We start from the raw sequence: 13,042 nt of genomic DNA, 5'->3' as shown, positions 1-13,042 counted from the left end.
AACGGGGGTTAGGGAGGGGGGTGGCGGCGGGACGCGCGGACCGAGCGCAGGGCGATCAGGGCGAAGGGGAGGTCGGCCACGAGGTAGCGCCGCCAGAGCCGGCGGGGCTCGAGCATCAGGCGGTGCAACCATTCCAGACCGAGGGCCTGCCAGCGCCGCCCGGCGCGGGGGAGTGCACCCGACACGATGTCGACCGTCCCGCCCAGGCACAGGTAGGCCCCGGCGGGCAGGGCGTCGCGGTGCTCGTGCACCCAGCGCTCCTGTTTCGGGCAGCCGAAGAACACGGCCACGACGTTCGCTCCGCTGGAACGGATCTCGTCCACGACGCGGGCCGAGTTCTCCGGGGTCACCCAGTCGGTGTTGCGCCCGACGATCGACAGCGCGGGGTGCCGTTCGCGCAGCACCGACAACGCGGCGGCGCTGTTGCGCTCCGACCCGCCGAGCAGGAACAACCGCAGCCTCGAGTCCGCGGAATCGGCTGACGCGCAGAGGGTCTCGAACAGGTCGACGCCGGCGACCCGGGGGGTCGGCTGCGCCATCAGCCGCGCCGTCCAGGCGAGCGGCTGGCCGTCGATCAGGGCCAGGTCGGCGGCGGCGTAGGCCGCGGCCAGGCCCTCGTCGGTCTGCATCCGGACGACGTGGTCGGCGTTCGCGGTGACCACCAGGGCCGCGTCGGGGCCGAGCGCGAGCCGGCGGACGTCGTCCAGCGCCTCGGCCATGCTCACGCAGGCGAGTTCGGCGCGCCCGATCCGGACCTTCGGGTGCGACGGGGCGGGCGGGGCCGGGTGCAGCACGACCGGCGCCTCGCCCCCGCGGCCGGTCCCACCGGGGGCACGCGGCCGCGTGACCTGCGGCAGCGCGTCGGCGACGGTGTCACGCGGGCGCGGAACGGGCACCGGGGAGACCTCTTTCACGGCAGCCCATGGGCGAACACGTCGAGCAGGAGCGCGGCGTTGCGGGCCGCGTCGTGCTGCTGCGCGACGGCCTGCGCGCCGCGCCGGCCCAGGCGCCGGCGCCGGTCGGGGTCACCGGCGAGCGCGGCCAGCGCCGTGACGAGGGCGTCGGGCCGCCCGGGGGGTACGAGCAGCCCGTGGACGCCGTCGGTCACCAGTTCCGGGATCCCGGCGATCGGGGTGGTCACCACCGGCAGCCCGGTGGCCATCGCCTCCATCAGCACGACCGGCAATCCCTCCGCGAACGACGGCAGGCAGAACACGTCGGCCCACGCGTACTGGTCGGGCAGGTCGTCCTGGCCGAGCGCGCCCAGCAACTGCACGTCGTGCAGCCCCAGCGCCCGCACCCGCGCCGCGAGGTCCGCGGCCAGCGGCCCGGCCCCGACGATCCGGGCCTCGACGCTGCCGGGGGCCGTCACGGCCAGCCGGGCCAAGGCGTCGAGCAGCACCATCGGTCCCTTCTCGGGCACCAGTCGCCCGACGAACAGGACCCGCGCGGGCCGGCGTCCGCCCTCCCGCGCCACGGGCGCGTAGCGCCCCGGTTCGACGCTCATCGGGACGACGTGCAGCTTCGGCCAGTGCTCGGGTTCGACGAGGCCCATCAGCTGCGAACGGCAGAAGTCGCTGATGCAGGTCACGAAGTCGGCCGCCCGCACCTTGGCGGCCAGGTCGCTGCCCATCACGTCGGCGAACTCCGTCGGCCCGTGCACGGCCATCGACCAGGTGAACCGGCGCGGTTCGATCCGGTTCGCCAGAGCGGTTGCCAGCCGGGCGATGTCGGCCCCGTTGTTGGCCAGGTGCACGTGCACGTGTCGCAGGCCCTCGGCCCGCAGGTGCCGGACCAGCAGCGCCGCCTCGGCCAGGTAGAAGACCTGCCACAGCCGGGCCCGCGCCGTGGCCGGCCCGGTCCGCAGGGCCTGGACCAGGGTGAGCAGCAGCGCGATCGGGTGCCGGCGGGCCAGGTGCAGCAGGGCCCGGACGACGCCGCTGCGGTCGTCCTGCAGGGCGTGGGTCGCGTCGCGCTCGGCCGCGTCGCGCTGCGTGCGCACCTCGTCGTCGGGTGCGGGCCGGACGGAGAAGGTGTGCACCTCGACCCCGAGGGCGCGCAGGCCCCGGATCTCGCGGGCCACGAACTCGTGCGACAGCTTCGGGTACTGGCTGACCAGGTAGGCGATGGGCGGGAGCGCGGGGTGCCCACCCGCCTCGGGCGGCTCGTCCGTCACGGCGATGAGCCGGGGCCACTCGGACACCGTTGGTAACTCAGTGTGCGAGGCCATACGACGAAGAGTAGTCAACGGGTGCTGGTGTCGCGATGCCATTGGTGATTTCTCCGCAGTCTCGCGCGCATCCGGGACACGGCGGTCACGCCCGCGTAGACCAGCCCGGCCGGCAGGAGTCCGGGGTGGCGGGCGACCAGTCCCACCAGCGCCCGCGTCGTCCCGCCGCCCGTGCGCCCGAAGTCGGCCGACGCGCCGGGCACGCCCGCCAGCTCGGCGTTGCCCACGGCGGTCCGGGTGCGCACCCGCAGCAGCGCCCGCAGCGTGCGTGGGGTCTGGACGACGAACTCCGCGTCGTCCAGCACCGTCCGCTCATCGGCCGTGAACATGCGCTGCACGTACAGGTCGTCGGCGGTGATCCGCGGGAACCCGTCGAAGCGCCGGCGCCCCTCCGCCGAGATGCCGTAGATGCCCAGCCCGACCAGTCCGCAGCGCACGTACGGCAGCTGTTCGTAGATCCGGTAGAAGGCGCGCACGCTCCACGGCCGCCCGTCGGTCGCGAACCGGATGGTCGGCGCGCAGATCCGCGGGGTCCCGGCCGAGAGCGCGTCGCGCATGCGCCGCAGGGTGTCGGCGCTGACGGCGATGTCGGCGTCCAGGTACACCCTCGGGTAGGCGGCGCTGACGGCGTCCCCGGCGTTGAGCGCGTCGGTCTTGCCGGCCGCGTCCAACAGGATCACCCGCACCCCCGGCACCGAGGCGGCCACCGTCGCCGTCTCATCGGTGCACCCGTTGGCGACCACGACGATCTCGGCCTCGCCCGGTTCCAGCTCGGCGGCGAAGTCGAGGCAGCGACCGATGGTCCTCTCCTCGTCATGGGCGGGGATGACCACGGAGAACGACGCGCGCGGCCGGGCGCCGCGCCCCGGCCGCGGGGCGGGCGGGGCGTCGGGCAGAACCGAGGGCGCGGCGGTGTGCGTGACCGTCGGCGCGACGTCCGGCTGTACGACGTCCGGCCGTACCTGGAGCGTGGGAGGTCGCGAGTCCGTCTCGGCTTCGGTCATCCCGGGCCTCCGATGAGGGGTCGGCTTGATCACGTCATAAGCAAGGAGTAATCAAATCGCCACTCCATGTGGTTGTCACTATATGCAGTGATCCGACTGCGTGAAGTGGTTTGCCTCAGTAGGCGCCGGACCCCACGAACACGGCCCGCACGGTGCGCCACAGGATCACGAGGTCCATCCCGATCGACCAGTTGTCGACGTAGCGCAGGTCGAGCCGCAGCGCCTCTTCCCACGACAGGTCGGAACGCCCGGACACCTGCCACAGCCCGGTCATGCCGGGTCGCACCCGCAGCCGGCGCGTGGCGTCCCCGTCGTAGGTGGCGACCTCCGAGGGCAGCGGCGGGCGCGGGCCGACCAGCGACATCTCGCCGCGGGCCACGTTGATCAGCTGCGGCAGCTCGTCGAGCGAGTAGCGCCGCAGGAACGCGCCGACGCGCGTGACCCGCGGGTCGGCGCGCATCTTGAACAGGATCCCGTTGCCGTCGGACAGGTGGGCCAACCGGGCCAGGTGCGCCTCCGCGTCCACCACCATCGTGCGGAACTTGACGATCGTGAACTCGCGCCCGTCGGCGCCCACCCGGGTCTGCCGGAAGAACGCCGGCCCGGACGACGACAGCCGCACCGCGAGCGCCAGGCCCACCAGCACGGGGGCCAGGAACACCAGCAGGGCGGTCCCGAAAACCCGGTCCAGAGTGGCCTTCAGGAGCATCTTCCCGCCGTGGGCGGCCGGCTTCTCCAGGTGCAGCAACGACAGCCCGGCCACCGGCCGGATCGACAGCCGCGGCCCGGCCACCTCCATGATCCCGGGGGAGACGAGCAGGTCCACGCCCCGCTCCTCCAACGCCCACGACAGCCGGCGCAGCTGGTGCCCGGCCAGGTCGGGGTGGGACACGATGGCGACGGTGTGCGCGCCGGTGCGCTCGACGACGTCCAGCACCTCGCCGGGGGAGCCGAGCACGGGCACGCCGTCCACCGCCCCCGCGGTCAGCCCCTCGGTCGGGGGCACGCAGGCGGCCACCGGAGAGAGCCCCCGGAACGACGCCGAACGCAGCATCGCGATCAGGTGGTGCGCCGCGTCGTGCCGCCCGACGACGACGGTCCGGTGCACGCCGCGCCCGGCCGCGCGGGCCCGGTGGACGCCGCGCCGCAGCACCCAGCGCAGCAGCAGCGAGCCCGCCATCGTGCACGGGATCGCGAACAGCACGATCGAGCGGGAGATGTTGCCCGCGAACGAGTACGACGTGACGGCGACGAGCATGAACGACGCCAGCCCGGCCCGCACCACGCGCTCGGTCTCCTGCGAACCGGAGGCCAGGAACCGGGTCTCGTACGTCCGGTTGGCCGCGAGCAGTCCCAGCCACAGCAGGGGGGCCAGGAGTGGGGCGATGCGATACCCGGACTGCGCCGCGTAGTCGTCGAAACGCAGCCAGACCGCGGCGCTCACGGCGACCGCCACGATCAGGGCGTCGCCGCCGAGCAGCGCGGTCCGGTAGCGGGTGAGCAGCCGGGCGGCCGAGTCGTCGGGCCGTCCCGGCGACAGGTCGCGCCGGGACGGCGGCCGTGTGTCCCGGGACGGCGGTGCCCCGTGGCCCGGCGGGGCCGGGACGGTGGAGACGCTGAGCGAGCGCTGGACGGGCAGCGGCGCCGTGGAGGACGCATCGGTGGTCTGCGTCATCGGCTCTGGATTCCTCCTCCGAGGGCGGGCAGGACACGAAGCTATCCGGGGCATCGGTGAAACGCTCTGCGCTGAAACACCTTTGATCACCGATCCGGAAATCCATCCGTTCCGCTGATCCCCGACACCCCCTACACGGTGTAGGTGTCCGCATCACCAGTTACGTGTTTCGCACCCGTACCTCGGCGGCGTACGCCGTCGGACACGCCGGGCCTGTGCGCGGTGAGATCGATCGCGCCTCGCTGTTCGGGCACGCGGGCGAGCGCCTGGTCGGGGACCAGGATGGAGGGGCGACCCAGGGTGGGTGGTTCGATCGGCGTCGGTGCCGAGCCCCGTGCCGAGGCTCCGTAGCCGTACCCCTGGTAACCCCCGGCCCCCTTGGCGGGCACGCCGTTGAGCACCGTGCCGAGCACCCGCGCGTTCAGTGCGGTCAGGGCCCGGTGCGCCTGCGCGAGCTGGTCCCGGCCGGTGACCCGGTGCCTGGCGACCATCACGACGCCGTCGACGGTCGAGCCGAGCACCGCGGCGTCGGTGACCGGCAGCAGCGGCGGCGCGTCGATGACCACGTAGTCGTAGTGGTTGGTCAGCATCGCCAGCAGCTTCGCCATCTGCGCCGAGCCGAGCAGCTCCGAGGGGTTGGGCGGGGTCGGCCCCGACGGCAGGACGGCGATCAGCTCCCGGCCGTCGGGCCCGGTGTGCACGGCCATCACGTCGCGCAGCTCGTGCTGCCCGGCCAGCACGTTGGTCAGCCCCACGGCGTGGCTCAGGCCCAGGTACCGGCTCACCGCGGGCTTGCGCAGGTCGGCCTCGACCAGCGCCACCCGGGCGCCGCTCATCGCCAGGGTCAGCGCGAGATTCGCTGCGGTGGTGGACTTCCCGTCGCCCGGGAGGGGGGAGGTGACGACGATCGAGGTGGCCGGCCGGTCGACGCCGGTGAACAGCAGGTTGGTGCGCAGGCCCCGGTAGGCCTCGGCCCGGCCACTCTGCTCGGCGAGGTCGACGAGCGGGCGGCGCGTCGCGGTCCGGTCGTGCGGGACGAGGCCGAGGGGGACGGCGCCGGTCACCTCCTCCACGTCAGCCGCCGACTCGACGTGCGAGTTCGTCCGGTCCCGCAGCACGGCCGACCCGACCCCCAGCGCCAGTCCGGCCAGGAGGCCGAGGGCCAGGTTCAGCGGGATCCGCGGTGAGGTCGGCGCCACCGGCGCGGTCGCGGGGCGCGTCGTCTGCACCGTCACCGGGGACTCCGTCGCCCCCTGAGGGGTCTCCAGCTGCGTGACGAACTGCCCGAAGGCCGAGGCCGTCGCGTTCGCCACGGCCGCCGCCTGCTGCGGGGACGAGTCCATCGCGCTGATCGTGAGAAGCACCGTGTCGAGCGGGGTCTCGGCGTCGATCCGGCCGGCCAGGTGGGCCGTGCTCTCGTCCAGACCGAGGGCGGCGCGGACCTGCAGCATGACCTGCTCGCTGGTGACGATGTCGGCGTACGACTTCACCCGCTGCTGGACGAACGTCGACCCCTGGGAAAGGTCGCCGGCGCTGGAGTCGTCCAGGGCGGTGGCCACGAACAGCTGGGTGCTCGCCGTGTACGTGGGGGTGACCGTGAAGGAGTACCAGGCGGCCGCGGCCACCGAGGCGATCGTGGTCAGCAGGGGGATCCACCAGTATCGGCGCAGGACCCGGAGGTGGTCGGCGATCGCCACGGAGCTCCTCGGCTCGAGGCGGCAGGGGGCGGACCTCCGGTGTTCCCCTGCAGCTACGACTCGACGCGACTCCGTTCGCGCCGGCAACGGGCTCTGTGCGACCGTGCGCGTCCCCCGAACGAGCGTCAGTCTGGCACCGGGCCGCTCGTCACGCTAATGGGCTACCCGCCGACCCGCGCGTCGAAACCCGCCCCGTCCCGTACGCCCCTTTCGCGCCCCGGGGGCGCCGGGATGTGACCGCCGACACGGTGCGGGACCGCCCAAAAGGGTTCTGTTACGAGCGATTCACGCGACACACAGGTTGCTGACCTACGGTCGGGAGAATGAATCAGCGGTATGCCCGATTCCGCCGCCGACTGCGGCGGCGCCTGGGGGGTTCGGAGGACCTCACGGGGTCGGCCCTGCTCTTCCGGGTCGCCGTCGTGGTCGTCTCGCTGGCCTGCGTGGCCTTCGGGGTGTTCGTGGCCCTGCACGGGCCCGACGTCCGGGCCGGGTGAGGCCGCCACGGTGCTGACCGGCCTGAGAGAGCTGCACAACGCGGGTTCCCCCGAACTCGCGGCCCTCGGGCTGTACGCGCTCGTGGTCAGCGGGGTGTGGACGGCGCTCAGCCGGCGGGCCGTCTCCCTCCTCGCCCTGGCCGGGGCGTCCGTGCTCTGGCTCCTGGTCAACTCGCCCCTGGAGGGGCGCGTGCTGCTGGAGCTCGACCCGACCCACGGCGTCACCCAGGGCGACCTCTTCACGGCGGCGGTCGTCGTCCCGGCCCTGCTGGTGCGGGGCGCGCGGTACCTCCTGCCCACACGTTGAATGTGTTGCCGGGGCTCAGGCGGGGGGCCTCATCGCCCGACAAGGGAGAGTGCCGCGTCCGACGCTGCCCAGGTTCACCTTCCTGCGGAGCATCCTCATCCCGCGCGGCGTCGCCCTGCCCGAGTCCGTGTGGCGGCAGCGCCACGGCTGGGTCACGAACGTCCTGCTCCTGCACCTGCCCGTCCTGGCGCTGTGGTCGCTCTACCTGGGGACGAGCCCGACTGACGTCGCGCCGCTGTCCCTCACCGCCGTCCTCTGGGCCCTGGCCCGCATCGACCTGGTCAGCGGCGGTCGCGTCGGGCTGAACCGGGGGTTCGCCTCCGCCGCGGCCTCCGCGGGCCTGATGTCGTGCGCCGCCTACCTGGTCTCCGTGTCCGGCGGGTACATTGAGGCGCACTTCCACTTCTTCGTCCTGCTGCCGGTCGTGACCCTCTACGAGGCGTGGACGCCGTTCCTCGTCGCGATCGGCATCGTGCTGGTCGACCACGGCCTCGTCGGCACCGTGTGGCCGCACGCGGTCTTCGGGCACTCGATGATGCAGACCGAGCACCCGTGGCGGTTCGCCTGCGTGCACGCCTTCTTCGTGACGCTGGCCGGCCTCGGGTCACTCGTCACCTGGCGGCTCGCCGAGGCCGGCCGGCTGGACCAGCAGCGCCTCATCGACCAGCTCCACTTCCGGGCCACGCACGACGGGCTGACCGGACTGGCCAACCGCGAGGCGCTCGCCAACGCCATGCGCGTCGCTCTCATGACCCGGCCCGACGAGCGGCTGTCCGTGCTGCTGCTGGACCTCGACCGGTTCAAGGAGGTCAACGACACCCTCGGCCACGCCGCCGGTGACGAGCTGCTGCAGGTGCTGTCGGCCGAGATCGCGGCCGCCCTGGCCCGGCGTGCGAAGGATGCCCTGCTGGTGCGCCTCGGCGGTGACGAGTTCGCCGTCCTGCTGCACTCGCGCAACGAGGTCGAGCTGCGCAACGTGGCCCAGGAGATCGCCGTCGTGACCACGAGTTCCGTTGAGGTGGCGGGGGTTCCGGTCTCCGTCGGGGTGAGCATCGGGGTCGCCACGTACACCGGCCCGCACGGGCTCGGCCGGGACGCGAAGGGGATCGAGAAGTCCGCCGAGGCCGCCGCGGAGGGCCTGCTGCGGCACGCGGACGTCGCGATGTACCAGGCGAAGGCGGCGGGGGAGACCCTCGCGTTCTACGAACCGGCCACCGACGAGAACGCCCGCGAGCGGCTCAACGTGCTGAACGACCTGCGGGAGGCGCTCGCCGCCCGGGACCAGATCCTGCTGCACTACCAGCCGAAGGTCTCGCTGCCCGACGCGCGGATCATCGGCGTCGAGGCCCTGGCCCGGTGGGCGCACCCCCGGCGCGGCATGCTCCCGCCGTCCGAGTTCGTCGCCCTGGCCCAGACCACGGAGCACGCCGAACGGTTCACGCGCCTGGTGATCGACGTCGCCGCCCGGCAGGCCGCCGCCTGGCGGGACCGGGGCTGGCAGGTGCCGGTGGCCGTCAATGTCACCCCGCGCAACCTGCTGCGCGACGAGTTCGTCGACTTCGTCGCCGCCACGCTCGGCACGTACGGGATCCCCGCGTCCCTGCTGCGCATCGAGATCACCGAGGACGCCATCGTCGCCGACCCCGTGGCCGCGATCGCCGTCCTGACCGAGCTGCACCAGCTCGGCATCAGTGTCTCCATCGACGACTTCGGCACCGGCTTCTCGTCGCTGTCGTACCTGCGCCACCTGCGCGTCGACGAGCTGAAGATCGACCGGTCGTTCGTCAACGGGCTCGGGACGACGGCGGCCGGTGGCGGGCCGGAGGCCGTGGCCGGCGCCGACGAGGTGCTGGTGACCTCGATCATCGAGCTCGGCCACTCGCTCGGCCTGCACGTGGTCGCCGAAGGCGTCGAGCAGCAGCACGAGGCCGACGTCCTCACGCAGCTCGGCTGCGACAGCGCCCAGGGCTTCCTCTACTTCCGGCCGATGCCCGCCGATCAGCTGACGAAGGTTCTCGCAGGGGGCGATTTGGTGCGGAACCGGTAGGTTGCCCGGCATGCGCAGAGACGCCCTGACCCTGACCGTCGCCGTCCTCGCCGTCTCCGTCCTCACCGCCTGCGGCTCCGCCTCGTCGGCGGGCGGCGGGCCCGCCGCGCCTTCGGGTTCGGCGGCCACGGGTTCGGAGCCTTCCGGGACGACGTCCGCCTCCGCCGGTGCCTCGGCCTCCGCTTCAGCGGACGGCGGGGGGTCGGGCGGCAAGGGCTCGTCCAGCTCGTCGGGGGGTGGGCTCGGCGGATACGCCGCCGGCGTCGGCTCCGGCCCGGCGTCCACGAGCTGCACGCTGACCGCCGCACAGGTCGGCGCCGTGCTCGGCGAGCCGGTGCGGGCCACCAGCGAGGACTCCTCCGACCAGGTCCTGGCCTGCTACTACCGGACGACGGCCTCCACCTCGACCAGCAGCCTCACCGTCACGGTCGAGAAGGTCGCGGTCGCCGGCCTGTACAAGCAGAGCCGCAAGGCCAACGCCGCGGGCGGCTCGACGCAGTCCGGCGGCCTCAAGCAGAAGTGCAGCGTCAAGGACACGACGTTCGACGGGCACTCCGCGTTCACCACCACCTGCACCACGTCACCCGACAAGCAGCGCGTGGGCGGCCTCCAGTGGGACTACTCCGGAGGCCGGTTCTTCCACGTGAGCGCCGTGGCGGTCGGGCGCAAGGACCGCACGCCCGCGCAGCTGCTCACGGTGTCGCAGAAGCTGGCCAAGGCGCTCGTCGCCTGATCGGGGTCGGCCGCTCAGCCGAACTTCGCGAGCAGCCGCTCGGCGTCGTCCGGCCCCGAGAAGTCCTGCGCGGAGATCTCTTCCAGCCGCATCGCCCAGCTGGCGAAGCGACGGGTCGGCGCCGGGCCCTCGGTGACGACGGTGATGCCGTGGTGCAGTTCGTCGACCAGGATGCGGTCGAAGGTCGACTGGACGGCGGCCTGACCGCCCTCCAGGAGTTGCACGAAGGCGCCCTCGCCGTCGGGGCCGTAGCCGACGACGTGCAGCAGCAGGCCGGTCAGCCCCTCGCTCGCGTTGCTGGCCCGGCTGGTGCCGAGCAGGAGTTCGAGCTCGACGTCGTTGAGCGCGGTCACGGCGCGACTGACGTAGACGAGTGAGTACACAGGCCGGCTCCTGCGGGACGTGCTGCCTGTCCGAACCGCATCGGCGGCGGGACAGCTGACCTCGCCCTGGTCTTGACGAGCCTTCGTGACCATGACGGTAGCCCAACGCCTGCGGATGGGCACGGTGTCACACAGTGCTCACCAGGCGGTCGCGGTGTCACACCGCGCCCAGCCGGTTTCGCGTCCGCAACGCGGGCCGTGACCGTTCGTAACAGCGCTGTCGCGCTGCGTTTTCGGCGTACCCCGTCAGGCTCATCCGTTCACCTGAATGCGCAACCAGGCGGGGGTCGGGATGCGTCTAATGAGGTGAGACCACCGGGGTCTCGTCACGGGGGAGGGCGTTTCCGGCATGGCTGCAGACAGAACGTTTTCATCGGGGGAACCGCAGACCACGCAGTTGCGGCGGCCGCCGTCCATCGCGGAATGGGGCGCGGGGCAACCGTTCCCGACATCGCAGGCGATCCCGGCGGGGTACGGCACCTGGACGCCGGACGCACCGCTCCGGCGGGGGCGCTCGGTCCTCTACTACGTCGTGCTCTTCACGCTCGCCGCGGTGCTCGGGGCCGGTCTCGGCTTGGCCGCCGCCTTCCACGACGCGATCCAGTACCGCGTCGACCACCAGTGGAGCCGCATCCACCACGGCTGATGTGAGTTCGGTCGCCCCCGGCCGATCACCGCACGGGGCGCGTCCGCGTCGCTGGATCATGCCTGCATGGGCCGAGCCTCACGCAGGCTGCGCCGCACGACGGTCGTCGCCGTGCTCATCACGCTCACCCTGCTCGGACTCGGTGCCGCAGGGTGGCCGGTCTACGCCCGCCCGGCCACGAACGACGTCTCGCCCGCCCGTCCGGCCGACGCGATCGTCGTCCTGGGCGGGATTCCGGCCACGGCCGTCACCGGCGAGGCGTTGTGGCGCGCCGGCGCGGCGCGTGAACTCGTCGTCTCCAACCCCTACCCGGCCGGCTATCCCGACCTGCGCCCGATCTGCCCGGCCGTGCCGCGTCCGCACGTGACGTGCTTCGTGCCCGACCCCTCGACCACCCGCGGCGAGGCGCAGGAGATCGGGCGGCTGGCCCGGCAACGGGGGTGGGACGACGTCGTGGTCCTGGCGCCCGTCTTCCAGATCTCGCGGGCCCGCGTCCTCGTCGAACGGTGCTACCCCGGTCGGCTGCGGATGGTCGACGCTCACGCGCCCTTTCCCACCTCCTCCTGGCCGTACCAGTACGTCTACCAAACGGCGGGTTACGTGAAGGTGGCACTGCGCCGCAGCTGCTGACCACCGGCCGTGAGCGCCGTGTGGCCATAGGTGGTCGAATGGTGATTGAGGTCACCAATTCGTGTTAACGATCCGAAAAGCGCAGGTCACTGGCCATTTCCGGTGCTAGCTTGCCGAAACCGGCGGCATGGAAGGCGCCGAACCAGCATGTATCGGGCGGGCATTCCGCGGCTCTGTCCGGTCGTGCCTCCGCGAACGTCGATCAGGGCCCCACGCCGGGGAGGGTTCCGCATGAGCAAGTCCGGTCGTCCGGGCCGTCCCGCCGCCGGTGGCTCCGCGTCGGGCAGCCCGCCCACGGTCGAGATCCCCGTCAAGCACCGCAACGGTCAGAACGGTCAGCCCGTCAACGGCCGGGCCGCCGCCCCGGAGCACCCACTGCCCAGCTACCCCCAGCCGCCCGTGCCCAAGCCCCAGCCGCAGCCCGAGCACGACCCGCGGTCGCTGGCCCTCCTGGCCCTCGTCGTCCTCGCCCTGCTGGTCGCCGGGGGCGGTCTCGGCGCCGGCTACCACGTGCTCAAACCCCCGCGCTTCACAGCGAGCATCTCGGAGATCGTGACCGTCTCCAGTACGACCCTCACCGACCCCGAGGCCGACCCGACGCCCCAGCAACGCGACGTCACCACCAACGTCGACCTGCTCAGCAGTGCGCTCGTGGAGGACCGCGCCGAGGCGACGGCGGGCACGAAACTGCCCAAGCTGCAGGTGACCTCGCGCTCCGACAGCAACGTCGTGACCGCCGCGGTCGACGCCGCGGACCGCGCTGCGGCGGCCGACGCCGTGACCGCCTACGTGACCGCCTACGAGGCGCTGCTGTCGGCGCAGCAGAAGGCCATCCTGACCGGCGAACGCACGAGACTGGCTGCGCTGCAGTCGAACTACAAGACCCAGGTGAGCGCGCTCGACAGCCAACTGGCCGCCGCGAGCACCGCCCGCAAGCAGATCCTGGTGCAGGCGCAGGCGCCGCGACGGCAGTCGCTGGCGGCCAGTTCGGACGACGTCGCGAACCGGCTCTCCCGGGTCACCGAGACGCTGCGGGGCCTGCCGGCCACGACGCAACGTCTCGACGCGAAACCGGTCACGAAGTCGGCCGGCACCGCCCTCCCGATGGACGTCGCCACCGGGGTCGTCATCGGGGCGATAGCCGCCGGCGCACTCCTGTGGCGCCGCTTCCGGCCCCGGTTCAGCTGAGGGAC

At 72.8% G+C, this 13,042-nt stretch carries 13 protein-coding genes; 7 read left to right on the top strand and 6 right to left on the bottom strand.

Annotation, left to right across the window (positions count from 1 at the left end):
* Nucleotides 1–8 precede the first annotated feature (8 nt).
* From ACIB24_RS21100 to ACIB24_RS21080, 5 genes are all read right to left on the bottom strand, one after another.
* Complete coding sequence (locus ACIB24_RS21100; RefSeq protein WP_398284176.1) at nucleotides 9–896, bottom strand: WecB/TagA/CpsF family glycosyltransferase; 888 nt, start codon at nucleotides 894–896, stop codon at nucleotides 9–11.
* Between the two features lie 14 nt (nucleotides 897–910).
* Nucleotides 911–2,203: a glycosyltransferase family 4 protein gene (locus ACIB24_RS21095; RefSeq protein WP_398284175.1), complete on the bottom strand. Its 1,293-nt coding sequence runs from the start codon at nucleotides 2,201–2,203 to the stop codon at nucleotides 911–913.
* 41 nt (nucleotides 2,204–2,244) lie between these two features.
* The gene (locus ACIB24_RS21090; protein ID WP_398284174.1) at nucleotides 2,245–3,234 is read right to left on the bottom strand and encodes a glycosyltransferase; all 990 of its coding nucleotides are present in this window, start codon (nucleotides 3,232–3,234) and stop codon (nucleotides 2,245–2,247) included.
* Between the two features lie 115 nt (nucleotides 3,235–3,349).
* Nucleotides 3,350–4,909 carry a sugar transferase gene (locus ACIB24_RS21085; RefSeq protein WP_398284173.1) on the bottom strand — a complete coding sequence of 520 codons (1,560 nt, stop codon included), beginning with the start codon at nucleotides 4,907–4,909 and terminating at the stop codon, nucleotides 3,350–3,352.
* A gap of 131 nt (nucleotides 4,910–5,040) precedes the next feature.
* Nucleotides 5,041–6,606, bottom strand: coding sequence for a polysaccharide biosynthesis tyrosine autokinase (locus tag ACIB24_RS21080; protein ID WP_398284172.1), 1,566 nt, complete (start codon nucleotides 6,604–6,606; stop codon nucleotides 5,041–5,043).
* A gap of 323 nt (nucleotides 6,607–6,929) precedes the next feature.
* Here ACIB24_RS21080 and ACIB24_RS21075 point away from each other — a divergent pair, with 323 nt between their 5' ends.
* The 4 genes from ACIB24_RS21075 to ACIB24_RS21060 are packed head-to-tail and all read left to right on the top strand — an operon-like array spanning nucleotide 6,930 to nucleotide 10,190.
* Entirely contained in the window at nucleotides 6,930–7,103 is a 174-nt protein-coding gene (locus ACIB24_RS21075; protein WP_398284171.1) for a hypothetical protein, read from the top strand.
* Nucleotides 7,104–7,113: 10 nt separating this feature from the next.
* Complete coding sequence (locus tag ACIB24_RS21070) at nucleotides 7,114–7,410, top strand: hypothetical protein (protein WP_398284170.1); 297 nt, start codon at nucleotides 7,114–7,116, stop codon at nucleotides 7,408–7,410.
* Nucleotides 7,411–7,459: 49 nt separating this feature from the next.
* A complete protein-coding gene (locus ACIB24_RS21065) occupies nucleotides 7,460–9,457 on the top strand; it encodes a putative bifunctional diguanylate cyclase/phosphodiesterase (RefSeq protein ID WP_398284169.1) in 1,998 nt (665 codons plus the stop codon).
* A 10-nt stretch (nucleotides 9,458–9,467) separates the two neighbouring features.
* The gene (locus ACIB24_RS21060; protein ID WP_398284168.1) at nucleotides 9,468–10,190 is read left to right on the top strand and encodes a hypothetical protein; all 723 of its coding nucleotides are present in this window, start codon (nucleotides 9,468–9,470) and stop codon (nucleotides 10,188–10,190) included.
* A gap of 14 nt (nucleotides 10,191–10,204) precedes the next feature.
* On the opposite strand, the gene ACIB24_RS21055 is transcribed toward ACIB24_RS21060, so the two are convergent.
* Nucleotides 10,205–10,573, bottom strand: coding sequence for a BLUF domain-containing protein (locus tag ACIB24_RS21055; protein WP_398284167.1), 369 nt, complete (start codon nucleotides 10,571–10,573; stop codon nucleotides 10,205–10,207).
* Nucleotides 10,574–10,922: 349 nt separating this feature from the next.
* Between ACIB24_RS21055 and ACIB24_RS21050 the strand changes: the two genes are divergently transcribed.
* From ACIB24_RS21050 to ACIB24_RS21040, 3 genes are all read left to right on the top strand, one after another.
* Nucleotides 10,923–11,219, top strand: a complete 297-nt coding sequence (locus ACIB24_RS21050) for a hypothetical protein (protein ID WP_398284166.1) — start codon at nucleotides 10,923–10,925, stop codon at nucleotides 11,217–11,219.
* A gap of 66 nt (nucleotides 11,220–11,285) precedes the next feature.
* A complete protein-coding gene (locus ACIB24_RS21045; protein ID WP_398284165.1) occupies nucleotides 11,286–11,849 on the top strand; it encodes a hypothetical protein in 564 nt (187 codons plus the stop codon).
* A 231-nt stretch (nucleotides 11,850–12,080) separates the two neighbouring features.
* Nucleotides 12,081–13,037, top strand: a complete 957-nt coding sequence (locus ACIB24_RS21040; RefSeq protein ID WP_398284164.1) for a hypothetical protein — start codon at nucleotides 12,081–12,083, stop codon at nucleotides 13,035–13,037.
* Nucleotides 13,038–13,042: the final 5 nt, after the last annotated feature.

The sequence above is a fragment of the Spongisporangium articulatum genome (assembly GCF_044465595.1).
GTDB classification, from domain to species: domain Bacteria; phylum Actinomycetota; class Actinomycetes; order Actinomycetales; family Kineosporiaceae; genus Spongisporangium; species Spongisporangium articulatum.
Note: the sequence above shows the minus strand (reverse complement) of the source record. Positions and strands in the feature narration are given on the sequence as shown.